The 22019-nt window shown below is 72.1% G+C and carries 26 protein-coding genes; 14 read left to right on the forward strand and 12 right to left on the reverse strand.

Annotated features, from left to right (window positions below):
* Window positions 1–15 precede the first annotated feature (15 nt).
* On the forward strand, window positions 16–588 hold the full coding sequence (locus tag VIS07_11945) for a YIP1 family protein (GenBank protein HEY8516217.1): 573 nt from the start codon (window positions 16–18) through the stop codon (window positions 586–588).
* A 102-nt stretch (window positions 589–690) separates the two neighbouring features.
* Window positions 691–1515, forward strand: a complete 825-nt coding sequence (locus VIS07_11950) for an enoyl-CoA hydratase/isomerase family protein (GenBank protein ID HEY8516218.1) — start codon at window positions 691–693, stop codon at window positions 1513–1515.
* Window positions 1516–1525: 10 nt separating this feature from the next.
* Here the strand turns inward: VIS07_11950 and VIS07_11955 are convergent, their stop codons facing one another.
* Window positions 1526–2161 (reverse strand): LysE family transporter, encoded by a 636-nt coding sequence (locus VIS07_11955; protein HEY8516219.1) that lies wholly within the window; start codon window positions 2159–2161, stop codon window positions 1526–1528.
* On the opposite strand from VIS07_11955, the gene VIS07_11960 reads away from it, so the two are divergent.
* Complete coding sequence (locus VIS07_11960; protein ID HEY8516220.1) at window positions 2094–2948, forward strand: M15 family metallopeptidase; 855 nt, start codon at window positions 2094–2096, stop codon at window positions 2946–2948. The genes VIS07_11955 and VIS07_11960 overlap by 68 nt on opposite strands.
* 81 nt (window positions 2949–3029) lie before the next feature.
* Here the strand turns inward: VIS07_11960 and VIS07_11965 are convergent, their stop codons facing one another.
* Window positions 3030–3710, reverse strand: a complete 681-nt coding sequence (locus VIS07_11965; GenBank protein HEY8516221.1) for an inorganic pyrophosphatase — start codon at window positions 3708–3710, stop codon at window positions 3030–3032.
* Window positions 3711–3744: 34 nt separating this feature from the next.
* Here VIS07_11965 and VIS07_11970 point away from each other — a divergent pair, with 34 nt between their 5' ends.
* Complete coding sequence (locus VIS07_11970; protein HEY8516222.1) at window positions 3745–4065, forward strand: hypothetical protein; 321 nt, start codon at window positions 3745–3747, stop codon at window positions 4063–4065.
* 6 nt (window positions 4066–4071) lie between these two features.
* Here the strand turns inward: VIS07_11970 and VIS07_11975 are convergent, their stop codons facing one another.
* Window positions 4072–4434 (reverse strand): hypothetical protein, encoded by a 363-nt coding sequence (locus tag VIS07_11975; GenBank protein HEY8516223.1) that lies wholly within the window; start codon window positions 4432–4434, stop codon window positions 4072–4074.
* A 221-nt stretch (window positions 4435–4655) separates the two neighbouring features.
* Between VIS07_11975 and VIS07_11980 the strand changes: the two genes are divergently transcribed.
* The 3 genes from VIS07_11980 to VIS07_11990 are packed head-to-tail and all read left to right on the forward strand — an operon-like array spanning window position 4656 to window position 7504.
* Window positions 4656–5483 (forward strand): enoyl-CoA hydratase, encoded by an 828-nt coding sequence (locus tag VIS07_11980; GenBank protein HEY8516224.1) that lies wholly within the window; start codon window positions 4656–4658, stop codon window positions 5481–5483.
* Window positions 5484–5498: 15 nt separating this feature from the next.
* Window positions 5499–6254 carry a glutathione S-transferase family protein gene (locus tag VIS07_11985; GenBank protein HEY8516225.1) on the forward strand — a complete coding sequence of 252 codons (756 nt, stop codon included), beginning with the start codon at window positions 5499–5501 and terminating at the stop codon, window positions 6252–6254.
* Window positions 6251–7504 carry an aminotransferase class V-fold PLP-dependent enzyme gene (locus VIS07_11990; protein ID HEY8516226.1) on the forward strand — a complete coding sequence of 418 codons (1254 nt, stop codon included), beginning with the start codon at window positions 6251–6253 and terminating at the stop codon, window positions 7502–7504. The genes VIS07_11985 and VIS07_11990 overlap by 4 nt, the downstream gene beginning before the upstream one ends.
* A 62-nt stretch (window positions 7505–7566) precedes the next feature.
* Here VIS07_11990 and VIS07_11995 read toward each other — a convergent pair whose 3' ends face one another.
* Entirely contained in the window at window positions 7567–7854 is a 288-nt protein-coding gene (locus VIS07_11995) for a PepSY domain-containing protein (protein ID HEY8516227.1), read from the reverse strand.
* 134 nt (window positions 7855–7988) lie between these two features.
* On the opposite strand from VIS07_11995, the gene VIS07_12000 reads away from it, so the two are divergent.
* From VIS07_12000 to VIS07_12010, 3 genes are read left to right on the forward strand one after another with little or no spacing between them, the layout of a single operon-like run.
* Complete coding sequence (locus VIS07_12000; GenBank protein ID HEY8516228.1) at window positions 7989–8318, forward strand: PepSY domain-containing protein; 330 nt, start codon at window positions 7989–7991, stop codon at window positions 8316–8318.
* Window positions 8315–8980 (forward strand): response regulator transcription factor, encoded by a 666-nt coding sequence (locus tag VIS07_12005; protein ID HEY8516229.1) that lies wholly within the window; start codon window positions 8315–8317, stop codon window positions 8978–8980. Before VIS07_12000 ends, VIS07_12005 begins: the two co-directional genes overlap by 4 nt.
* Window positions 8977–10302 carry an ATP-binding protein gene (locus tag VIS07_12010; GenBank protein ID HEY8516230.1) on the forward strand — a complete coding sequence of 442 codons (1326 nt, stop codon included), beginning with the start codon at window positions 8977–8979 and terminating at the stop codon, window positions 10300–10302. The genes VIS07_12005 and VIS07_12010 overlap by 4 nt, the downstream gene beginning before the upstream one ends.
* On the opposite strand, the gene VIS07_12015 is transcribed toward VIS07_12010, so the two are convergent.
* The 5 genes from VIS07_12015 to VIS07_12035 form a co-directional block, all read right to left on the reverse strand.
* Window positions 10288–11016 carry an HAD-IA family hydrolase gene (locus tag VIS07_12015; GenBank protein ID HEY8516231.1) on the reverse strand — a complete coding sequence of 243 codons (729 nt, stop codon included), beginning with the start codon at window positions 11014–11016 and terminating at the stop codon, window positions 10288–10290. The genes VIS07_12010 and VIS07_12015 overlap by 15 nt on opposite strands.
* Before the next feature lie 146 nt (window positions 11017–11162).
* A complete protein-coding gene (locus VIS07_12020; GenBank protein HEY8516232.1) occupies window positions 11163–12020 on the reverse strand; it encodes a MaoC family dehydratase in 858 nt (285 codons plus the stop codon).
* 33 nt (window positions 12021–12053) lie between these two features.
* Complete coding sequence (locus tag VIS07_12025) at window positions 12054–13319, reverse strand: MFS transporter (protein HEY8516233.1); 1266 nt, start codon at window positions 13317–13319, stop codon at window positions 12054–12056.
* Window positions 13316–14242, reverse strand: a complete 927-nt coding sequence (locus VIS07_12030; GenBank protein HEY8516234.1) for a methyltransferase domain-containing protein — start codon at window positions 14240–14242, stop codon at window positions 13316–13318. Before VIS07_12030 ends, VIS07_12025 begins: the two co-directional genes overlap by 4 nt.
* Window positions 14229–14912, reverse strand: a complete 684-nt coding sequence (locus VIS07_12035; GenBank protein HEY8516235.1) for a hypothetical protein — start codon at window positions 14910–14912, stop codon at window positions 14229–14231. The genes VIS07_12030 and VIS07_12035 overlap by 14 nt, the downstream gene beginning before the upstream one ends.
* A 124-nt stretch (window positions 14913–15036) precedes the next feature.
* Here VIS07_12035 and VIS07_12040 point away from each other — a divergent pair, with 124 nt between their 5' ends.
* On the forward strand, window positions 15037–16284 hold the full coding sequence (locus VIS07_12040) for an acyl-CoA dehydrogenase family protein (GenBank protein ID HEY8516236.1): 1248 nt from the start codon (window positions 15037–15039) through the stop codon (window positions 16282–16284).
* Window positions 16285–16347: 63 nt separating this feature from the next.
* Here the strand turns inward: VIS07_12040 and VIS07_12045 are convergent, their stop codons facing one another.
* A complete protein-coding gene (locus tag VIS07_12045) occupies window positions 16348–17010 on the reverse strand; it encodes a TetR/AcrR family transcriptional regulator (GenBank protein ID HEY8516237.1) in 663 nt (220 codons plus the stop codon).
* Window positions 17011–17155: 145 nt separating this feature from the next.
* On the opposite strand from VIS07_12045, the gene VIS07_12050 reads away from it, so the two are divergent.
* The 3 genes from VIS07_12050 (at window position 17156) to VIS07_12060 (ending at window position 20385) form a co-directional block, all read left to right on the forward strand.
* The gene (locus VIS07_12050) at window positions 17156–18184 is read left to right on the forward strand and encodes a ferritin-like domain-containing protein (protein HEY8516238.1); all 1029 of its coding nucleotides are present in this window, start codon (window positions 17156–17158) and stop codon (window positions 18182–18184) included.
* Between the two features lie 413 nt (window positions 18185–18597).
* Window positions 18598–19245, forward strand: a complete 648-nt coding sequence (locus VIS07_12055; protein HEY8516239.1) for a carbonic anhydrase — start codon at window positions 18598–18600, stop codon at window positions 19243–19245.
* A 123-nt stretch (window positions 19246–19368) separates the two neighbouring features.
* Window positions 19369–20385, forward strand: a complete 1017-nt coding sequence (locus VIS07_12060) for a hypothetical protein (GenBank protein HEY8516240.1) — start codon at window positions 19369–19371, stop codon at window positions 20383–20385.
* 105 nt (window positions 20386–20490) lie between these two features.
* Here the strand turns inward: VIS07_12060 and VIS07_12065 are convergent, their stop codons facing one another.
* Both VIS07_12065 and VIS07_12070 read right to left on the reverse strand, forming a co-directional pair.
* Window positions 20491–21102 carry a hypothetical protein gene (locus VIS07_12065; GenBank protein ID HEY8516241.1) on the reverse strand — a complete coding sequence of 204 codons (612 nt, stop codon included), beginning with the start codon at window positions 21100–21102 and terminating at the stop codon, window positions 20491–20493.
* Between the two features lie 11 nt (window positions 21103–21113).
* Window positions 21114–21911: a hypothetical protein gene (locus VIS07_12070; protein ID HEY8516242.1), complete on the reverse strand. Its 798-nt coding sequence runs from the start codon at window positions 21909–21911 to the stop codon at window positions 21114–21116.
* Between the last annotated feature and the right edge of the window lie 108 nt (window positions 21912–22019).

Below are 22019 nucleotides of genomic sequence, written 5' to 3' on the forward strand. Positions count from 1 at the left end.
CGAGCGATCGCCATGATGACGTCTCCCCGACCGACGGAGTGGAAACGCCCCTTCACCGACCGCTTGCTGGGGGCGCTGCGCCTCGACCAGAGCGTGTTCGCGGAGGTCGCGCGCGACCCCGACGCGATGGGACAGGCCGCCGCCGTGGTCGCGCTGGGCGCGCTCGCGCAAGGGATCGGCGGCGTGCAGGCGACGAGCACCTCGGAGCTGATCCTGGGCATCGCCGCGATGGTGCTGTCCGGCTTCTTCGGCTGGATCGTCTCGACCGCCGTCATCTGGCTGGTCGGCGTCGGCCTGCTCGGCGCGCGCGCGGAGTATCCCGACCTGCTGCGCACGCTCGGCTTCACCAACGCGCCGAAGCTTCTCTGGCTGCTCGGCGCGCTGCCGCTCGGGCCTGCGCTGTTTGCCGCGATCGGGCTGACGATTTTTGTCTGGACGATCGCGGCGCTCGTGCTCGGCGTCCGACAGGCGCTCGGGGTGACGACGGGTCGCGCCGTGCTGGTCTGCGTGCTCGGCATGATCGCCGGTCTCGTGCTCGCGCTCGTGATGGGCGCGATGATCGGGCTCGGCGCGGGCCTCGTACGCTGACACGCCGACGCAACGCGCCACGCCCTGGCGGGCGCGGCTGCGATGCGATACGCAACCGCGTCCGACGGAGGTGATGTTGGAGATCCCGAGCGAGGTTGCGGCATGGTGAAGGGCGCGCGGCGCGCCGCGCGGACGACCCGCAAGCGCGCTGCACGAGCGAAGGTCGAGCCGTCGACCGTTCGTCTCGACCGCGACGGCGCGGTCGCGACCATCACGCTCGACCGGCCCGAGAAGCTCAACGCGCTCTCCCCGCGTGAGCACCTCGCGCTGCAGGAGATCCTGGGCGAGCTGCGCTCGGACTTCGACACCCGGGTCGTGATCCTGACCGGCGCGGGTCGCGCGTTCTCCGCCGGGGCGGATCTCGCGAACGTGCGCGAGGAAGGCGCGCCGCGCAACGACCTCGAGCGCCGCCACCGCGCGCGGATCGGCGACCGCACCGTCGCCGCGATCGAGGCGCTCGACCAGATCACGATCGCCGCGATCAACGGGCTCTGCATCGGCGGTGGCGCCGTCCTGGCGCTCGCCTGCGACATGCGCGTGATGGCGCGCGACGCCTGGATGTCGATCCCCGAGGTCGAGATCGGCATGCCGCTCACCTGGGGCGCCCTGCCCTTGCTGGTGCGGGAGATCGGCCCCGCGCGGACGATCGAGCTGGTGACGACGTGCGATCGCGTGCAGGCGCAGGACGCGCTCGCGTGGGGGCTCGTGAATCACCTCGCCGACGACGCAGTCGAAAAGGCTCGCGACATCGCGGCGCGCATCGTCCGACAGCCCGCGGTGCCGGTCGCGATGACCAAGACCACCGTGCGCGCGCTGCGGCGCACGTTCGCGCAGGGCGACGTCACCGCGGCGGACGGCGACCTCTACTGGCTCGCGATCAAGCTCGGCGGCCTCAACCTCGGCCGCTTCGGCAAACGAGGCAGATGAACGGCGGAGATCAGCTAGCGAGCAAGCGAAACGCGGTTCGCATGGCGAACCACAGCATCAAGAGACCCGTCGAAGCCTGGGTGACGATCTGCCAGAGCGGCGTCGCGAAGCGCGCGCCGAAATGCACCGCCGAGCACAGGAGCAGCGTCCAGGTCAGCGCGCCCGCGATCACCGCGCAGGCGACGATCAGCGCGCCGCGCGGATCGACGCCCGTGGTCGCCTGCTGCCCCATCACCGCGAGCCAGAACGCGAGGTTCCAAGGCGAGGACAGCGCGAGCCCGAGCCCGAGCACGTACCCGCCGCGCGCGCTGTCGAGCGAGCGCGGCGTCGGCAGCGGCTCGCCCGCCCGCCACGCGCGCCAGGACGCGGACGCGCCGCGCAGAAACACCGCCGCGAGCGCGAGCAGCAGCGCGGTGCTGACGACGCCGAGCGCGAGGGTCACGCCCGGGATCGTCGTGAGCCGCGACGCGCCGAAGCCGACCGCGAGCGCCCACAGGAAGTCGCCCGACACGGCGCCGAGCCCGACGACCCACGCCGGGAAGAAGCCGCGCGCGAGCGCGCGGCGGATCATCTCGGCGTTGATCGGGCCGGGCGGCCAGGCGACCGACCAGCCGAGCAGGAAGCCGTCACGCAGCAGGGGAAGCACGCGTGCGGCTCTTAGCGTCCGGCCGTGGTCGCGCAAACGTGGGCGCCGCGGCGACGGCGAGAACGTCCGCCGCCGGCCGCGGCGCTCGGGCGCGCTCCTCGCCCTCGCGCTCGTCTGTGTCGCGCTGCTTCCCGCGTGCAGCGGCGGGCGTCAGCGCGGCTGGACCCTGCGCGCGGACCGCGGCTCGGCGCCGTCCGCCGCGACGCGCAAGCCGGGACCACCGCCCGAAGGCTTCGTCGACCTCGCGACCGTCGAGCCGTCGATCCAGATCGACATCCGCTACGCGACCACCAACAACTTCACCGGCGTCGCGGTCTATCCGGTCGCGCGCTGCCTGCTGCGACCGGACGTCGCCGAGCGGCTCGCGCGCGTGCACCGCGAGCTGCAGACGCGTGGCCTCGGGCTCAAGGTCTGGGACTGCTACCGCCCGATCTCCGTGCAGCAGCGTCTCTGGGAGCTGGTGCCCGATCCGCGCTACGTCGTGAAGCCGGTGTTCCGCGACGGTCGGCCGGTCGAGGGCTCGAAGCACAACCGCGGCGCGGCGGTCGACGTCACGATGGTCGACGCGAACGGCGTCGAGGTGCCGATGCCGACGGACTACGACGACTTCAGCGAGCGCGCGCACCGGACCAACATGCGCGGCGACCCGCAGGCGGTGCGCAACATGCGCATCCTCGAGGTCGCGATGGTGCGCGAGGGCTTCGAGCCGCTGCCGACCGAGTGGTGGCACTTCGACGCGCCGAACTGGGAGAAGTACCCGCTGTCGGACGCGCCGCTCGCGAAGTAGCGGACGCGCCGCACGGTCGCTTGGTGGCCGGCGGGCTTGCGCCACCTGCGGCGCCGCCGAGCCCGGCGAGCGCGCTCGCGCTCAGAGCTTCCCGACGGCCATCATCTCGCGCAGGCCGGCGAACTTGTTCTCGTAGTCGATCTGCGTGCGGCGGATCACCTCGTACGCCTCCTCGCGTCCGTAGACGTGGGTGATCTCGACGTGCTGCTTGGTCGAGCCGGGCGCCTGCTTGTAGGTGAGGAAGTAGTGCTTGAGGCGCTCGATCAGCGCCTCGGGGCTCTCCTCGATCTCGAGCCAGTTGCCGTACACCGCGTCGCCCTCGAGGACCGCGATGATCTTGTCGTCGGCCTCGTTGCCGTCGATCATGCGCAGGCCGCCGATCGGGATCGCCTGCACGAGGATGTCGCCGTGCGAGATGTCGCGCTCGCACAGCACGCAGATGTCGAGCGGATCGCCGTCCCCGACGATGCCCTGGCGTCCGGTGCGCTCCGCGCAGAACTTGCCGGTCTCCTCGCCGCAGTAGGTCTGCGGGATGAAGCCGTAGAGCGTCGGGTAGACGTTGGAGAACTTCTGCGGACGGTCGATCTGCAGGTAGCCGGTCGCCTTGTCGAGCTCGTACTTGACGGTGTCGGTGGGGACGATCTCGATGAACGCCGTGACCTTGCGCGGCGCGGCGGAGCCGATGTCGACGCCGTGCCAGGGATGCCGCTTGTAGAGAAACGGCAGCACGTCGCCGAGTCGGAAACCCTTGTCCTCCGCCATGCCTCCGGCCTACCACAATCCGGGGTCACGGACGATGATCACGATCTTGCTCGTCGCGGCGATCGTCGCCGCGGTTGCCGCGCTCGGGATGCGGCGCGTGCGCCAGGAGCGCGCGCGCCGCGCGGTGCGCAGCGGTCCGGGAACGTCCGCCGAGGATGCGATCCCGATCCGCTCGTTCGAAGACATGGACGCCTTCCTGCGGCGGCGGCGCTGCGCGTGCGGGTCCTTCCTCAGCCTCGCCGGCGAGGGCACGCGCTCGTCCAACGGCCGGACGCTACGGGTCGCGCGCCTCGCGTGCGACGACTGCGACGAGTCGGTCGAGCTCTACTTCGACACCAGCGCTCTTCTGCAGTGACCCGCGTTACTCCGCGTTCCCCTGCCCGCGGCGCATGATCTCGAGCAGCGACTTCTCGTCGAGCGCCCGCTCGTGCGTCGGTGGAATCTCGCCGGTGCGCGCGACGATCGCCGCGAAGCCGACCACCGTCCCCTTGTCGTTCAGGATCTGACGGTCGTTGCTGAAGCGGATGACGCGCAGCGTGCCCTCGCGCTCCACGCCGGGGATGTCGTGCTCGCCGACCGGCGGCGCGACCGCCCAGGGGCTGCGCGACTCCTCGAAGGCGGTCGCGTCCTGCGCGCGGACCGGAGCGGCCGCCACGAGGCAGCCGATCGTCAAGCATACCGTCAACGCGGCGAGCACGCCGCGGTTCGTTCGTTGGGTTGTCATCGGACCTCCGATCGCGCGGTCTCGGAACACCCGAGGAATCGGCGCCCGCGAGGCCGAGCATGAGGGCGGACGCGACCCGGGAGCTTGGAGGGGCCGCTTCCGTCAAATTGTAGGCCCGTGGTTCCGCTGTCGGAATGCGGAACCGTGCGCGGCGCGTCCTTTTCGTCGTGCGTGGGAAGCAGTAGAACCGCGGCAAACCACAGCGGACCTTAGGAGCACCCATGAGCTATGCGGAGATCCTCTACGAGGTGACCGACGGCGTCGCCGAGGTCACCCTGAACCGGCCGGAGAAGCTCAACGCCTGGACGCTCAAGATGGGCGCCGAGGTGGAGCACGCGCTGCGCACCGCCGACGCGGACCCCGCGGTGCGGGTGATCATCGTCACCGGCGCGGGCAAGGGCTACTGCGCGGGCGCCGACATGGACATGCTGGTGTCGTTCCAGAAGGGCGGCGCCGGCGACGACCTGACGGCGAGCACCGCCGACCTGCCGCCGCTCGACGAGAGCCTGCCGGCCGCGTTGCGCGGCCCCTACAGCTACCCGATGGCGCTCTCCAAGCCGGTGATCGCCGCGGTCAACGGCGTCGCCGCCGGGCTCGGCCTCTCCTACATGCTGTTCTACGACATGCGCTTCGCGTCCGACCGCGCGCGCTTCGGCACCGTGTTCTCGCGCCGCGGTCTCGTCGCCGAGCACGGCTCGGCGTGGATCCTTCCGCGCCTGATCGGCATGCACAACGCGTGCGACCTGCTCTACTCCGGTCGCCTGATCGACGCGCACGAGGCGCTGCGCATGGGGCTCGTCAACCGCGTCATCGAGCACGACCGCTTGATGACCGAGGTGCGCGAGTATGCGCACGAGCTCGCGACCCGCTGCTCGCCGCGCTCGCTGCGCATCATGAAGCGTCAGCTCTACGGCAACCTGTTCGTCGACCTCGGCGCCTCGATCGAGGAGGCCGATCGCGAGATGGTGAAGAGCTTCGGCACCGAGGACTTCCGCGAGGGCGTCGCCTCGTTCCTCGAGCGCCGCGACCCGCGCTTCACCGGTCGCTGAGAAGCGGCGTCGATCATGCTCACGCTCTACCAGTTCGAGATCTCGCCGTTCTGCGACAAGGTGCGGCGGATCCTCAACGTCAAGCGCGTGCCCTACAAGATCGAGGAGGTGCCGCCGTCGAAGACGCTGACGGTCGTGCGCACGCGCAATCCCGCCGGCAAGCTGCCGTTCATCGTCGAGGACGATCAGGTGGTGGCGGACTCGACCGACATCGCGCACTACCTCGACCACCGCTACCCGCGGCCGCGTCTCATCCCGACCGACCCGCGCGAGCGCGCGCTCTGCCACGTGCTCGAGGACTGGGCCGACGAGAGCCTCTACTTCTACGAGATGCGGCTGCGCTTCACGCTGCCGCACAACGCGCAGCGCTTCATCCCGGAGCTCGTCAAGTATGAGGGCAACCTCATGCGGCGGGTCGCGCCGCTCGGGCTGCCGCGCGTCCTGCGCCGCACGCTCGCCGCGCAGGGCCTCGGACGACGTCCGATCGCAGCCGTGCTGCGCGACGTCGACCGGCACGTCGACGCGCTCTCGGGGCTGCTCGGGGACCGTCCGTTCCTGCTCGGCGAGAGCCTGACGCTCGCCGACATCTCCGTCTTCGCGCAGCTCGCCTGCATCCGTGCGAGCGACGAGGGCGGCCGCTTGGTGGAGTCGCGGAAGAACGTGGTCGCGTGGCTCGAGCGCGTCGACGCGGCGACGCAGCCGCAGGCGGCGGAAGACACTGCTGCCGACGGCGCCGCGAGCTCCGCGGGCGCGGCCGGCTCGGCGCGATGAAGCTGCCGGCGAAGGGCCGCTCCGCGGCGGCCGTGCTCGACGAGCTCGACGCCCTGCGCGCGCAGGACGTCGACTGGCAGTCGGGACGCGTCTTCAGCCTCGCCTACCACGCCGGCCCCGACGTGCTGGCGCTCGCGACCGAGGCGCACGCGCGCCTGCAGTCGGCGAACGCGCTCAACGTCGCGGCGTTTCCGAGCTTGCGCCGCATGCAGTCCGAGGTCGTCGCGATGGTCGCGGACCTGCTGCACGGCGGTCCGCAGGCCGCGGGCTTCATGACCACCGGCGGCACCGAGAGCATCCTGCTCGCGGTCAAGGCGGCGCGCTCGCGCGCCCGCGAGCGCGGCATCACGGCGCCGGAGATGGTGCTGCCGACGAGCGCGCACGCCGCGTTCGAGAAGGCCGCCGCCTACTTCGACGTGCGCTCGGTGCGCGCGCCGGTGCGCGACGACTGGCGCGCCGACCCGCGCGCGATGGCCGACGCGGTGACGCCGAACACCGCGCTGCTCGTGGCGTCGGCGCCGCAGTACCCGCAGGGCGTCGTCGACCCGGTCGCGGAGATCGCCGAGATCGCCGCGTCACGCGACGTCCTGTGCCACGTCGACGCCTGCATGGGCGGCATCACGCTGCCGATGCTCGAGCGCCTCGGCCACCGCATCGAGCCGTGGGACTTCCGCGTCCCCGGTGTCACGTCGATCTCGGTCGACCTGCACAAGTACGGCTACGCCGCGAAGGGCGCGTCGGTGCTGCTGCACCGCACGAAGGAGCTGCGCAAGCACCAGACGTTCTCCACCGACCGCTGGCTCGGCGGGCTGTACGCGAGCTCCGGCATCCTCGGCACGAAGAGCGGCGGCCCGATCGCCGCCGCGTGGGCGGTGATGAACCATCTCGGCGAGGAGGGTTATCTGCGCTTGACGCGCATCGCGCGCGCGGCGACGGAGGAGCTGGTCGCGGGCCTGCGCGCCATCCGCGGCGTGCGGGTCCTCGCCGAGCCCGACACGACGCTCGTCGCCTTCACCTTCGAGGACGTCGACGCCTTCGAGGACGTCGACGCCTTCGCGGTCGGCGAGGCGCTCGTGCGCCGCCGGTGGTGGGTCGACCAGCAGAAGCCGCCGCCGAGCCTGCACTGCATGGTGAACGCGGTGCACGCGCCGGTCATCGGCGAGTTCCTCGCCGACCTGAGAGCCGCGCTCGACGAGGTGCGGGCGAGCGCCGCGCACGGGCCGCAGCGAGCGTACGGGGTCCTCGAGTGAAGCGCGCGGCCGCGCAGCGGTGCCGGCCGGCGAGGCGCCGGCCCGCCGCGCGCCGCAAGGCCTCAGTCCTCGTCGAGGACGACGGCGCCGGTCGACGGGTCGATCCTCAGGTCGACGCGCCGGCCGTTCTTGTCGATCGCTTCGGCCTCCCAGTGGCCGTTGTCGTACTCGACGTCGCGCACGTCGCGGTAGCCCGCCGCCTCGATCTTGCGCACGACCTCGGCCGGGGACAGCGAGGTGGCGTTCGAGCTGGCGGCCGAGCCCGTGCCCTGCTGCGCGAGCGCGAGCGGGGGCGTGGACAGCAGCAGCGCACCCGCGACCGTGGCGACGACCCATGACATCCTTCTCATCTCTCTGCTCCTTTCGTCGACGTCGCTGCGGCGAACCTTCGCCGGCGACGATCCCCACGCTAGCGACCGCACGTGAATCCTCCGTGACTCCGCGGTTCATCCTACGTTCATCCAAGAATCGTAGGGAGAGCGCGGTGCGCACATGGCTCGCCTTGGCGACGCTCGCCGTCGTGCTCCTCGGCGCCGGCCCGGCACGGGCCGAGAAGGACCACGAGCGCGCGCTGCGGGCGCGCGAGGCGGGCGAGATCATGCCGCTCGCCGAGCTGCTCGAGAAGGTCGAGGCGAGCTTCGAGGGCCGCGTCATCGAGGTCGAGCTCGAGCGCGACGACGGCCGCTGGATCTACGAGGTCGAGATCCTCACCCCCTCGGGCAGCGTGCTCGAGCTCGAGTACGACGCGCGCGACGGAACCTTCCTCGAAGGCGAGGGCGCGGGCCTCGAGGCGGCCCGCAAGCGGACGCCGTGAGGATCCTCGTCGTCGAGGACGAGCAGCGCCTGGCGGAGGCGCTCGTCGCGGCGCTGCGCGACGCGGGCTTCGTCGTCGAGCACGCCGCCGACGGCGAGCGCGCGCTGTCGCTCGGCTCGGTCGAGCCCTACGACGCGATCGTCCTCGACCTCGGGCTGCCGAAGCTCGACGGCGTCACCGTGCTCGAGCGCTGGCGCGCGAAGGGCGTCCGCACGCCGGTGCTCGTGCTCACCGCGCGCGGGCGCTGGCCGGAGAAGCTGTCCGCCTTCTCGGCCGGCGCCGACGACTACGTGACCAAGCCCTTCGAGATGCAGGAGGTGGTGGTGCGGCTGCGCGCTTTGATCCGCCGCGCGCAGGGCTTCGCCTCGCCCGAGCTGCGCTGCGGTCCGCTGCGCATGGACACCAGCAGCGGCGAGGTCAGCGTCGACGGCGTGCCGGTGCGCCTCACCGCCCAGGAGCTGCGCATCCTCGAGTACCTGCTGCACCGCGCGGGACGCATCGTGACGCGCTCGGAGATCATCGACCACGCCTACGACGGCGACTTCGACCGCGACTCGAACGTGATCGACGTGCTGGTGAGCCGCATCCGCCGCAAGCTCGGCGTCGACCTGATCGAGACCGTGCGCGGGCTCGGCTACAAGCTGAGGGCGCCCGCCGAATGAAGCGGCGCTCGCTGCGTACGCGACTCCTCGCGGTGAGCACGCTGTGGCTCGTGCTCGCGCTCGCGGGCGGCGGCGTCGCGCTGTCGCTCGCGTTTCGCGCCTCGGCGCAGAGCGCCTTCCAGAGCCAGCTCGACTCGCTGCTGCTCGCCGTCGTCGCGGCGCTCGAGGCGCCGCCGGAGGCGCCGCTCCAGATGCGGCGCGAGGTCCCGGACGCGCGCTTCGAGCAGGTCTACTCCGGCTGGTACTGGCAGGTGACCGACGGCGCGCAGGAGCTGCGCTCGCGCTCGCTGTGGGACGAGCGGCTGCCGTCGGGCGTGGGCGGCGTCGAGAGCACCGACGGAACCGTCGCGGGGCCGCGCGGCGAACCGCTGAAGATCGTGCGCCGCGAGCTGCGCTTCCCGGGCCGCGAGCAGCCGATCGTCGTGACGCTCGCCGGTCCCGAGCAGGCGCTGCGCAGCCAGACCGCGCGCTTCGATCGCCTGCTCGCGCTGTCGCTCGGCGTGCTCGGCGTCGGGCTCGTCGCCACCGTCGCGCTGCAGATCGCCTACGGCCTGCGCCCGCTGCGTCGTCTCGCGCACGACGTCGCCGAGGTGCGCGCCGGACGCCGCGCGCGTCTCGGCACGGACTACCCGAGCGAGGTCGAGCCGCTCGCGCGCGCGATCGACGAGCTGCTCGACCACGACGCGCGGCTCCTCGAGCGCGCGCGTGCGAGCGCCGCGGATCTCGCGCACGCGCTGAAGACGCCGCTCGCGGTGGTCGCGGTGGAAGCGGAGCGCACCGGCCCCGACGCGGCGCGCACGATCGCGGCGCAGGTCGCGGCCATGAGCCGGCTGATCGATCATCACTTGACGCGCGCCGCGGCGGCCGGCGCGCACGGCGTGCCGGGCGCGCGCTGCGACGTGCGTCCGGTGATCGAGCGCCTGCGCGACACGCTGCTGCGCCTGCACGCGGAGCGCGAGCTCGCGCTCGAGGTCGGCGTCGCAGGCGAGCTCTCGTTCGCGGGCGAGCGCGAGGATCTCGAAGAGATGCTCGGCAACCTGCTCGAGAACGCCTGCAAGTGGGCGCGCACGCGGGTCGTCGCGCAAGCGCGCGCGGTCGACGGCCGGCTGCGGCTCGAGGTCGAGGACGACGGCCCCGGCATCGACGCCGCGCAGACCGACGCAGCGCTGCAGCGCGGCACGCGGCTCGACGACGCCAAGCCCGGCTCGGGTCTCGGGCTCGCGATCGCAGCCGACCTCGCCGCGCTCTACGGCGGCTCGCTCGCGCTCGAAGCGAGCGCGCTCGGCGGTCTGTGCGCGCGCCTCGAGCTACCCTCTGCTTGACGCGCGCGCCGCGAGCAGATCGCGCGCGAGCGTCGGCACGTCGGGCGCCGTCGCGCACGGCTCGTCGCACCAGTCGCCGTACGGGTCGACCAGGATGCCGTGCAGGCCGGCCGCGCGCGCGCCGACCACGTCGACCGCGAACAGGTCGCCGACGTGCGCCGTGCGCTCGGGCGCGCAGCCGACGGCCTCGATCGCCTTTTCGAAGATGCGCCGGTCCGGCTTCTCGACGCCGACGCGCGCCGAGTCGAGCACGGCGTCGAGCGCGTCGCGCAGGCCCATCTTCTCGAGGCCCTGCTCGACGGTGCCGTCCGAGTTGCTGACCACCGCGAGCTTCATGCCCGCGGCGCGCAGCTCGGCGAGCGCCTGCGGCACGCCGGGCAGGAGGCGCGACCACAGGCGACGCGTGCCGACCGCCTTCATGTCGTGCGCGAGCTGCGGTGCGATCTCGGCGCGACGCGGCTCGGGCACGCCGAGACCCGCGAGCGTCGTCGCGACGTGGAAGACGAAGCTGTCGCGCTCCTCGCTCGAGCGTCCGGTCGCGAGCAGGCGCGAGAGGTGCGGCCGCGCCGCCGCCTCGGCGCGCGCGACCGCCTCGGGCGTGACGACGATCCCGCGGCGCGCGAGCAGCTCGCACACGAGGTCGAGGTCCATGCCGACGAGCGTGTTGCCGACGTCGAGGAAGAGCGTGTCGATGGCGTCGAGCGGCGCTTGCACGCGCGACCGTTTCGCATGCGCGGCCGCCGCGCGCCACGGCACGCGCGCGAACCGACGGACGACGCGCGCGGCCCTCGTCCGCGCAGCACGCTCGCCGTGCGCTCGGCGGACCGCGAAAGCGCGCGCGGCCCGCGCAGCGCGCCCGCTCAATCCCCGCGCAGCGCGCTCGCCGTGCCGATCAGCGCGATCGTGCCGTCCGCCTTCTCGCACCAGACGTCGAGGTGGCAGCGCTCCTTCGAGCCCTCGCGCACCACCTCGCGGATGCGGCCGCGCACCTTGAGCCGATCCTCGACCCAGACGACGTTCACGAGACGGACGTCGAGCTTGCCGCCGTAGTGCCAGCCCGCGCCGAAGTACGCCGCGAGCGTGTCGGAGACGAAGCAGATCGGCATCATCCCCTGCACGACGATGTCCGGGAAGCCGAGCGCGCGCGCCATCTCGCGGTCGTTGTGGTAGTTGCGGTGCGGTCCGGAGAACGCCTGGCACATCGCGAGCGTCACGGTGCGCTCGCCGGGCGGGATCTCCTCGCCCTCGCTCGGCGTCTCGAAGCGCCGGTCGGAGCGCTTCTCGCGTTGCCGGTCGACCGCCAGCTCGCCCTCCCCGAGCTCGTGCGCGAGGAAGCTCTGGTGCGTGCGGCTGCGCTGCAGCCAGCGTCCCTCGGGCGTCGTCCACAGCACCTCGGCGACGACGTAGAGGCGGTCACGCTTGCGGTAGCGGTCGACGACCGTGACGCGCGAGCGCACCTCGGCGCCGATCGTGAACGGCGCGAACAGCTCCCACTCCTGACGCGCGTGCAGGTTGCCGATGATGTTCGGCAAATACCACGACAGGTCGCGGTAGACCTCCGAGTGAAAGAGCAGCGCCGGCGCGAACTCCGGGTCGAGCCGCTCGAGCCCGGTCCCCGCGGCGTAGTGCTCCACCTCCTCCCGCGTCACCACCACCTGACGTCCGCCGAGGTCCTGGCCGACGTGCACCTCGCCCGGCGAGAAGAATCCGTTGCTCATGTGCGCGGATCGTGCGGAGCCGCGACGCCCGGGTCAAGCTGCGCGCGTCGCACGCACGGCGGAGAGCGCCGCGACCGCGGTCAGGTTGCACACGAAGAAGGCCGTGAACACGGCCGCGTAGCTGCCCGACGCGTCGAACACCGCGCCCGCGACGATCGGCCCGAGCACGCCGCCCGGGACGAGCGTCAGCAGCAGCAGGCCGTAGATCCTGCCGAGATACGCCGTGCCGAAGCGCCGTCCGACGAGCAGCGGGATGACGACGTCCTCGGCCGCGGTCGCGGCGCCGTGCAGGATCAGGAAGAGCGGGATCGCGAACGGCACCTCGGGCACGAGCAGCAGCGCCGAGGCGATCGCGATGACGACGAAGTTGCCGACCGTCGCCGCCCGCGGTCCGACGCGGTCGGCGAGCGTCCCCGCGCCGAGCTTGCCGACGATGCCGATGCCCACCGTCAAGCTGAATCCGAGCGCCGCCTCGCCGTGCGCCCAGCCGAGATCCGACAGGTACGCGACGAGGTGCGTGTTGACGCCGAGCCTGTAGAGGTAGAACGCGAGCAGCACCCAGAGCAGCAGCCAGAAGTCGCGCTGGCGGACGGCGCCCGCGACGTCGTCGGAGGACGCGAGCTGGGCCGCTGGTGCGGCCGCGTCGGCGCCACGCGCGCGCGTCGCGCGGTGCTCGCTCGCCGCGGACGCGCCACCGTCGGCCTGCGCCGTCGTGCTCTCCCGTCGCGCGCGCGGCGGCGACACCAGCAGCGCGAACGGCAGGAGCAGCAGCCACAGCGTGCCGCCGATCGTCGCGAGCGCCGCACGCCAGCCGCTCTCGGCGGCGAGCGCCGCGGCCGTCGACGCGCCGAGCGCGCCGCCGATGTTCGAGCCGATGTAGACCACCCCGAGCGCGAGCCCGCGGCGCGCGTCGAAGCGTCCCGCGATCGCGCTCGCGGTGGGCAGGTCGCCGAGGCACGCGACGCCGACGCCGATCCCGACCGCGACGACGTAGAACTGCCAGACCTCTTCCATGCGCGACGCGCCGAGCAGCGTGGCGCTCATGATCAGGCTGCCCGCGACCAGCACGAGGCGCGGCCCGCGCCGGTCCGAGAGCCAGCCGACCAACGGTCCCGCGAGCGCGACGAAGAGGCTCGTGATCGGGTTCGCCGCCGCGTAGATCGTGCGCGACCAGCCGAGGTCTTCCGCGACCGGCTTGAGGAACACCGGGAAGAGGTAGCCGCCGACGCCCATGCCGACCTGGCAGACCAGGCAGGCGAGCACCACGAGCCCGTCGCGCCAGCGAGCGTGCGCGCTCAAGGCATGCCCATGTCGCGGCGCAGGGCGGCGAACTCCTCCGTCCAGCGGCCGTCGGCCGCGCGCACGACGAGCGGCGGCGCGTGGCGGACGGACCCGGCGCTCGCGCCGTCCGCGTCCTTGCCGGCGTCGGCGTTCGCACTGCCGTCGGCGTCGAGCACCGCGTCGTCGCGTCGGCGCATGACGTGCACCGCGAGCAGCGGCGGCTTGCCCGCGCGCGGCACGACGTCGCGGCTCTCCGTCAAGCACAATCCAGCAGCGTGCGCCGCGGCGGCGACCCGCGGCGTCTGCGCGCCGCCCGCGCAGGCGACGAACACGCCGCCCGGCGCGAGCAGCCGCGCGGCGGCCCGGCAGTAGTCCTCGATGCCGCCGCGCTGCTCGATGCGGCACGGACCGCGCTGCGGGCGCGGCGACACGCGCCCGGCGCCCGGCGGAACGTACGGCGGCGTGCCGGTGACGAGGTCGAACACCGCCCCCTCCGGGACGAGCGTCGGATCGCGCAGGTCGCCGTGCCGGACCTCGACGCGGTCGTCGGCGCCGTTGCCGGCGAGCGAGCGGCGCGCGAGGTCGACGCTCAGCTGCTGCGCCTCGACGCCGACGCCGCGCGCGTGCGGGAAGCGCCACGCGAGCAGCATGAGCACCGAGCCGATGCCGCAGCCGAGGTCGATGAAGCGCGCGGGCGGAGCATCCGCGCGGGCCGACGCCGCGCGCCAGGCGGTGACCAGGTCGTCGAGCGACCAGCGGTGGCCGTCGAGCCGCTGCAGGATGCGCCAGTCGCCGGCGAGAAAGCACAGATCCTCGCCCGCGCGCGGCGCGAGCGCCGGATCGTCCCAGCGCGCGGGACGCGGTCCGCGCGCGACGAAGCCGCGCGGCCGGCGCGGCGTGCGCACGAGCCCGCCCGCCGGGCTCGGCTCAGCCGCGCGCACCTCGCGCTCTCCTCTCAACCGCGCGCACGGTGCGCTTTCCATTCGGGCGCGCCGCCGCGCGCTCTCCTTCCGCCGCACGAGCGCTGCGCTCTCGTCCGGGCGCCTGCCGCGTGCGGCCCGGGGAGCTCACGAGCGCGCGCAGCTCGGCGATCTCGTCGCGGTACGCCTCGGCGACCGTCGGCTGGCCGGGCAGCTCCTCGCGCGGCGCGACGCAGCCGATCTTGAGCGCGTGCGGCTGCAGCGTGACGCGCACGCCGTCGCGGTCGCGCACCAGCGTCAGCGGCCAGTGCCGGCACGCGGCGGGCTTGTACGCCGGCACCGGACGTCCGGTTTGCAGCGCGACGTGGTGGATCGAGCACAGCGCGTGCTTGCGGGTGCGGAAGAGAAACGGACACGCGCCGTCGTCGTCCGCCTCGATCAGCAGGTCCGGCGGCTCCTCGTCGACGAACACGTTCGCGTAGCCGTCCGCCTCGCGCAGCGACGGCACGAGCTCCGCGAGCTCGTCCATCAGCGTGTCGATGGCGCGCACCTCGCGCCGCGACACCTCGACCGTGAGCCCGACGCAGCAGGTGCGGTCGCGCGGACAGCCGTTGGGCCAGCAGCGGTAGGCGTAGCGCTCGAGCACGGGGTCGAGGACGAAGCGTGTGGCACCGGCGCGGACGGAACGCACGGCGCCGTGTTTACCGCGCAACTTGCCGCGCGGCGAGCAGCGGGAGGCGGCCGCCAGGCGACCCGCCACGCCGCGCTGGATCGAGGTTTGACGGGGCGGGTGCGATCCGTTTCCCTGCCGGCCCATGATCGAGTGGTCCGAACAGCACCTCATGCTCCGCGACGCCATCCGGCAGTTCGTGGAGAAGGAGATCAAGCCCAACCTCGAGGAGCTCGAGCACGGCGACATGCCGCCGTACGACATCCTGCGCAAGATGATGCGCACCTTCGGCATCGACCAGATGGCGAAGGCGCGCTTCGAGCGCCAGGTGAAGCGCGAGCGTGAGGCTGCCGAGGCCGCGGCGCGCGGCGAGGCGCCGTCCGAGGAGCAGCGCCTCGAGGAGGCCGGGTCGACCGACGGGGCGGCGCTGCAGCTCATCCCGATCATCGAGCTGTGCCGCTACTGCCCGGGCATGGTCACCGCGATGGGGGTCAGCGTCGGACTCACCGCAGGCGCGATCATGGCGAAGGGCACGCTGCGCCAGAAGGAGCGCTGGGCGCTGCCGCTTCTCACCATGGAGAAGATCGGCGCCTGGGCGATCACCGAGCCCGGCTCCGGCTCGGACGCGTTCGGCAGCATGCAGTCGACCGCGCGCCGCGACGGCGACGGCTACGTGCTGAACGGCAGCAAGACCTTCATCACCAACGGCCCCTACGCCGACACGATCGTCTTCATCTGCAAGCTCGACGAGGGCAACGACCCGCGCGAGCGCAAGGTGCTGAGCTTCATCCTCGACAAGGGGATGCCGGGCCTCGAGCAGTCGAAGCCGCTGCGCAAGATGGGGCTGCACTCGTCGCCGACGGGACAGCTCTTCCTCGAGGACGTGCGGGTCGGCAAGGACCGCCTGATGGGCGAGTCCGAGGCCGCGTCGGAAGGACGCTCCGGCGCCAAGGCGACCTTCGGCGTCGAGCGCACCGGTGTCGCCGCGATGGCGCTCGGCATCGTCGAGCAGTGCCTCGAGAAGTGCATCGAGTACGCGAAGACGCGCGTGCAGTTCGGCCGCCCGATCGGCGAGTTCCAGCTCATCCAGCTCAAGCTCGCCAAGATGGAAGTGGCGCGCATGAACCTGCAGAACATCGTCTTCCGCCAGATCGAGATGTCGGCGGCGAAGAAGCGGATGTCGTTCGCCGAGGCGTCGGCGTGCAAGCTCTACGCGGCGCAGGCGGCGATGGAGGTCGCGCTCGAGGCGGTGCAGCTCTTCGGCGGCAACGGCTACATGGCCGAGTACCAGGTCGAGCAGCTCTGCCGCGACGCCAAGGTGCTGCAGATCTACGCGGGCACGGACGAGATCCAGGTGTCGCAGATCGCGCGCTCGCTGCTCGGGATGAGCTGACGTCGGCGCGCGGCTGACGCGCGTTCGCAGCCGTGTCGTCCGAAGCCGCGGCGAGGCGACGTCCTACCGCACCCGACGCTCGTCGAACAGGTAGCGCGACACCATGTCGGTCGCGGCCTCGACGACGTCGGGGTGCGGCACGTCGGCCTCGCCGAGCACGAGGCGCGACGAGATCCACTCGATGGCGGCGTGGACGACGAACGCCGCGGCGTGCGGCGCGATGGGACGCAGCACGCCCTGCTTCTTGAGCTCGGCGAACAGCCGCTCGAGCGCGCCGCGCAGACGGTGCTCGATGGCGAGGACGGCGTCGCGGAACTCCGGGTCGCGCAGGTGTCGCTCCCAGAGGATGCGCTGGATCCCGGGGCTGATCAGACGCGAGCTCATGACGGCGTCGATCACGGCGCGCACGTGTGCGCGGTGATCGCCCTCGCGCCAGCGCTCCGGGGCGAGCGCGTCGGCCACCATGTCCGACATCGCGCGCACCGTGCCGTCGAGGATCTCGAGCATCAATTTTCGCTTGTCGGGGAAGTACGCGTAGAGCGTGCCGACGCCGATGCCGGCGCGGCGCGCGATCGCGGCGGTGGTGGTGTCGTCGTAGCCGTCGGCCTCGAAGGCGGCGATCGCGGCCGCGACGATGCGGTCGCGCGTACGTCGGCTGCGCGCCTGCTGGGGCGTCCGGATGCCGCGCGGGACCTTCTTCGACGTCGCCTGCCGTGTGGCCGCCACGCCGCCGCTGGTAGCACGGCGCACGCAAAAGCGAAAAAAGCGAACTCGACGTCGCATTCGTCTTGACTGGGCTGACAGACGGGGATAGGCGGACGTGGTCAGCGGGTCACGAGACCCGAGGCCCGAGAAGCGAACGGAGGTCGAGATGAACACGTCCGCCGGCGCCGCGCAGGCGAATCATGCCAACCCCGACCGCGAGCTCGAGACGCTGCTCGCATCGTTCGATACGCACTACGTCTGGAGCTACGACACGGCGAAGCAGGGCCTGCGCGATCTCTACGAGAAGGCGAAGCGCGAGCAGTGGAACGGCACCTCGCAGCTCGCCTGGGACACGGACGTCGATCCGGAGCGCGGCATCGTGCCGGCGGAGACCAATCCGCTGAAGGACTACCCGCCCTACCAGAAGCTCGGCGAGAAGGAGCGGATCCGCCTGCACCACGGCCAGATCTCGCTGCAGCTCTCGCAGTTCCTGCACGGCGAGCAGGGCGCGCTGATCGTCGCCTCGCAGCTCGTCGGCGGCGTGCCGTGGATCGACGCCAAGTACTACGCCGGCACGCAGACCATGGACGAGGCGCGTCACGTCGAGGTGTTCGCGCGCTACCTCAACGAGAAGCTCGAGTGGCAGTGGCCGATCAACAAGAGCCTCAAGGAGCTCCTCGACGCGACCATCAAGGACAGCCGCTGGGACTTCAAGTACCTCGGGATGCAGATCATCATCGAGGGCCTCGCGATGGCGGCCTTCGGCAACCTGTACCAGCTCGCGCAGGAGCCGCTGCTCAAGGAGCTCCTCAAGTACGTGATGAAGGACGAGTCGCGGCACGTCGCCTTCGGCGTGCTGTCGCTGCGCGGCTACTACGACGATCTGTCGCCCGGCGAGCGGCGCGACCGTGAGGACTTCGTCATCTACGCGTGCGAGCTGATGCGCGACCGCCTGATCGGCAGCGACATCGCCGACATGATGGGCTGGAACCCCGAGGACGTCCGCCGGCACGTGCTCGAGTCGGAGTCGCTGCAGATGTTCCGCCGGCTGCTGTTCACGCGCATCGTGCCGAATCTGAAGAAGCTCGGCATGCTCACGCCGCGCGTGCGCGAGGCCTTCGACCGGCTCGGGATCCTGCAGTTCGAGGACTTCGACGCCGAGGCGATGGACAGGCAGCTCGGATTCTTGAGCTGACGTCGCGAGGGGGCACGCGCCCCCTCGTCCCGTCGAGCCGAGCTCGACGGAGCCCCAGCTCCGCGCTCGCTCGGCCGCGCGTGCGCGTGCGGACGCCGTGAGCGGCGGATCGCTGCGCGCTCACGACGCTGCGGCCGGCGCCCCCGCTCCGCCCGTTCACGAGACGAGCCGCAGCTCCCGTCGTGACGCGGTCCTAATGCTCCCGCGCCACTGGCCGATAGGACGGTGACGCGACGTAAGCGTCGCACACGGGTTTGCGCCGTCGGAGCCCGTTCACGTCCGGAGCGTCGGACGCTCACGGACCGGAGGTGCTCATGCCGAGCTCGAAGCAAAGAGAAGGCTCCACGGCTTGCCGGAGCCGTCCCCCAACGGAGATCGACCGCCGGTCGCTGCTGCGCGGCGCCCTCGCAGCGGTGCCCGTCGCCGCCGGCCTGACCATGGGCCTCGGCTGCGGCGGGTCGAGCGACGAGGATCCTCCGCCGCCGCCCGACCCGCAGAATCCACAGGAGGCGCTGCAGCTTCTGATCGAGGGCAACCAGCGCTGGATCGACCAGACGCCGCGCGTCCGCTCGACGGCGGAGATCGAGCGCATCTGGACCGACAACGCGACGTCGCAGGCGCCGTTCGCGAGCATCCTGAGCTGCGCCGACTCGCGGCTCGCGCCCGAGCTGATCTTCGATCAGTTCATCGGCGACATCTTCGTCGTCCGCGAAGCCGGCAACATCGCCGCCTCGCCGACCAACCTCGGCAGCCTCGAGTTCGGTTACGTGTCGCTCGGCGCACAGGTCCTTCTCGTGCTCGGGCACTCGAGCTGCGGCGCGATCAACGCCGCATTCACCGGCGCCACGCCGCCGGGCCACATCCAGTCGATCGTCGACGCGATCACGCCGGGGATCGCAGGCGCACAGACGCTGAGCGAGGCGATCACCGACAACGTCGTCGCGGTCATGCAGACGATCCGCGAGCAGAGCCCGATCCTGCGCGAGGCGGAGGTGGACGGTCACATCGCGATCGTCGGCGGCGTCTACGACCTCTCGACGGGGATCGTGCAGCTCCTCTGACGTCTCCGAGGAACGAGCCGGCGGACGCCTTGCGTCCGTCGGCCGAACGGTGAATGGGAGCGCCATGCACACGCGTGCGCTCGCCGTCGCCGCTCGGTCCGCAAAGGACGACGCCCGCTGACGATGCCGGCGACCGTCGACGAGGCGCGTCGGCGCGCCAACGACACGCGCTGGCAGCCGGGATGGCGCACCGGCCACTACGAGAGCTTCTTCGTGCGCGCCAACGACCCGAGGCGCCCGCAGGCGTTCTGGATCCGCTACACGATCTTCTCGCCCGAGGGCCGCCCCGAGGACGCGCGCGGCGAGCTCTGGGCCGTCGTGTTCGACGGCAAGCGCGGCATCCACACCGCGGCGAAGACCGAGGTGCCGATCGCGCAGTGCGAGTTCCGCAACGATCGTCTCGGCGCCTACGTCGCCGACGCGCGGCTCGAGCCCGGACGCGTCGTGGGCGCCGCGGCGAGCGGCGGTCACACCATCGCCTGGGACCTGAGCTTCACCGGCGACGCGGAGCCGCTGCTCGCGCTGCCGCCCGCTCTCTACGACGCGAAGCTGCCGCGCGCGAAGACGCTCGTGCCGCTGCCGCTCGCGACGTTCCGCGGCACGCTCACGGTCGACGGCAAGGCGTACCCGGTCTTCGACTGGGTCGGCAGCCAGAACCACAACTGGGGCTCGCGTCACACCGACCACTACGCCTGGGGTCAGGTCGCGGGCTTCGACGACGCGCCGGAGAGCTTCCTCGAGGTCGCGACCGCGCGTCTCAAGCTCGGTCCCGTGTGGACGCCGTTCATGACGCTGCTCGTGCTGCGTCACGAGGGGCGCGAGATCGCGCTCAACTCGCTCCTTCGGTCGGTGCGCGCGCGCGGGCGGTTCACGTACTTCGACTGGACGTTCCGCTCGGAGGACGCGGCCTACGCCGTCGAGGGGCGGATCTCGGCGCCGCGCGCGGCGTTCGTCGGGCTGCGCTACGACAACCCTCCGGGCGGCGTCAAGCACTGCCTGAACAGCAAGCTCGCGTCGTGCGAGCTGACGCTGGTCGACAAGCGCGCGGGCGGAGCGCCGGTCACGCTCGCGACGCGGCACCGCGCCGCGTTCGAGATCCTCACCGACGATCGCGCGCACGGCGTGCCGATCGTCGCGTGAGCGGCGGGCGCGAGCGCGCGTCACGACGAGCTCGGCCGCACCGCGCGCGCGACACCGCCCGCGTCGCGCGCGACGCCGGCTCCTCAGCGCCTGGCGGCTACCGCGTCAGCGCGTCGCCTCGAGCGCGACGACGAACGCCCAGCGCGCCCCCGTCCTCGCGAGCTCCCCGACCTGCTGCGGCACGTCCCTCGGCGCGGCGAACACCAGCACCGCGACCTGCAGCCCGCGCACGTCGTCGCCGAGCGGACCCACCTCGAGATCCGCGCGCGTCGGCGCGACGGTGCCCGGCATCACCGGCAGCTGAAAGGGCGCCCCGACCCGCCACACGCCGTCGGGCAGCAGCCGGACCGCAAGGCGGAGCTCCGCGCCCTCGGGCACGCCCTGCCCCGTCAGCTCCATGTCGAGCCGGCACGCCTCGCCGCGCGCACGCAGACAGCCTTCGAACGCCTCGCGATCGACGCGGCCGTCGATGCTCAGCGCGTCGAGCCCCGGCAGGTTCGGCGGTCCGCCGGCGCTCGCGCCCGCGGCGCAGATGACGAGCTCGTCGTGCGGCAGGCACGTGCGCCCGTCGAGCGCCTGCTCGATCACCAGCCCCTCCAGAAAGGCCGGGTCGAAGCCGCTCGAGCCGCTGCCGCCGCAGCCGGGGAGCGACGCGAGCACCGTCAGCGCCGCCCACGACGCGACGACGACCGACCAGCGCGTGCATCCACCGTTCATCGTTCGATCCCTCACAGCACCGTCGCCGTCACGAGAACGTTCAGGAAGCTCGTCTCCTCCGAAGCGTCGGCCGCGTACTCCTCGGCGAGCTTGCGCAGCTCGGCATCGAGCCGGCGCTCGAACTCCTCGAGGCGCGAGCGGTCGATGTTGAGGTAGTGGTTGCGGATGTAGGTACCCGTCGGCTTGTCGGGCAGGACGAGCTTGTCGAGCAGCCCCTTCGCGAACAGCGCGCAGAACTCGAGCGCCAGTGCTTGACGCTCCTCGGTCTCGACCGCGACGAAGTGACGTCCGAGGCGGCGCACCTTGCCGCGCTCGATGGCGATCAGCTCGCGCTGCGCGAGCAGCTTCTCGACCTGCGCGAGCGCTTCGGCGTCGATCTCGTCCTTGGCGCTGGCGCGGATCTCGCGCCGCCAGCGCGCGAGCGTGATCGGCGAGCCGTCGTCCGGTAGCGCCGCGATCGCCTGGCTGGCGAGCAGCGCGAGCTCGATGTCGTCGACGTGGCCGAGCGCGGCCGGCGCGTTGAGCACGCGGCGCAGCTCCTTGCCGAAGGCGTGCAGCATGCGGTCGCGAGCGAGGATCGCGAGCAGCTCGCGCGGGTCCTGCTTGCGGAACGCGGCGAGGCGACGCACCAGCGCCTCGCTCGGGAAGCGCTTTCCCTTCTCGATGTAGCCGAGCATCACCGGGTCGATGCTCGCGCCGAGCACCTCCTCGGCGAACCGCTTCAGCGTGTACTCGCGGCCGGCGAGCACGCGGGTCTCGTAGAAGATGTCGCGGATCCCCTTGCGGGCGTTCGCGGACGGGGCGGACATGACCTTTCGAGCTACCAAAACGAAACTCGCTTGCCAAACTAACAACTCTTGTTTATAGGCTGCCGTCCGAGAGGGGTTCGACGATGCGCGAGGGGGCTTCGAGGTCGC

The sequence above is a fragment of the Candidatus Binatia bacterium genome, assembly GCA_036563615.1.
In the GTDB taxonomy this organism is placed as follows: Bacteria; Desulfobacterota; Binatia; order UBA12015; family UBA12015; genus DATCMB01.

Coding starts and splice junctions, on each gene's coding strand:
- VIS07_11945 (HEY8516217.1), top strand. CDS start 16: ATGACGTCTCCCCGACCGACGGAGTGGAAACGCCCCTTCACCGACCGC.
- VIS07_11950 (HEY8516218.1), top strand. CDS start 691: ATGGTGAAGGGCGCGCGGCGCGCCGCGCGGACGACCCGCAAGCGCGCT.
- VIS07_11965 (HEY8516221.1), bottom strand. CDS start 3,710: ATGGCGGAGGACAAGGGTTTCCGACTCGGCGACGTGCTGCCGTTTCTC.
- VIS07_11970 (HEY8516222.1), top strand. CDS start 3,745: ATGATCACGATCTTGCTCGTCGCGGCGATCGTCGCCGCGGTTGCCGCG.
- VIS07_11975 (HEY8516223.1), bottom strand. CDS start 4,434: ATGACAACCCAACGAACGAACCGCGGCGTGCTCGCCGCGTTGACGGTA.
- VIS07_11980 (HEY8516224.1), top strand. CDS start 4,656: ATGAGCTATGCGGAGATCCTCTACGAGGTGACCGACGGCGTCGCCGAG.
- VIS07_11985 (HEY8516225.1), top strand. CDS start 5,499: ATGCTCACGCTCTACCAGTTCGAGATCTCGCCGTTCTGCGACAAGGTG.
- VIS07_11990 (HEY8516226.1), top strand. CDS start 6,251: ATGAAGCTGCCGGCGAAGGGCCGCTCCGCGGCGGCCGTGCTCGACGAG.
- VIS07_11995 (HEY8516227.1), bottom strand. CDS start 7,854: ATGAGAAGGATGTCATGGGTCGTCGCCACGGTCGCGGGTGCGCTGCTG.
- VIS07_12010 (HEY8516230.1), top strand. CDS start 8,977: ATGAAGCGGCGCTCGCTGCGTACGCGACTCCTCGCGGTGAGCACGCTG.
- VIS07_12020 (HEY8516232.1), bottom strand. CDS start 12,020: ATGAGCAACGGATTCTTCTCGCCGGGCGAGGTGCACGTCGGCCAGGAC.
- VIS07_12040 (HEY8516236.1), top strand. CDS start 15,037: ATGATCGAGTGGTCCGAACAGCACCTCATGCTCCGCGACGCCATCCGG.
- VIS07_12050 (HEY8516238.1), top strand. CDS start 17,156: ATGAACACGTCCGCCGGCGCCGCGCAGGCGAATCATGCCAACCCCGAC.
- VIS07_12060 (HEY8516240.1), top strand. CDS start 19,369: ATGCCGGCGACCGTCGACGAGGCGCGTCGGCGCGCCAACGACACGCGC.
- VIS07_12065 (HEY8516241.1), bottom strand. CDS start 21,102: ATGAACGGTGGATGCACGCGCTGGTCGGTCGTCGTCGCGTCGTGGGCG.
- VIS07_12070 (HEY8516242.1), bottom strand. CDS start 21,911: ATGTCCGCCCCGTCCGCGAACGCCCGCAAGGGGATCCGCGACATCTTC.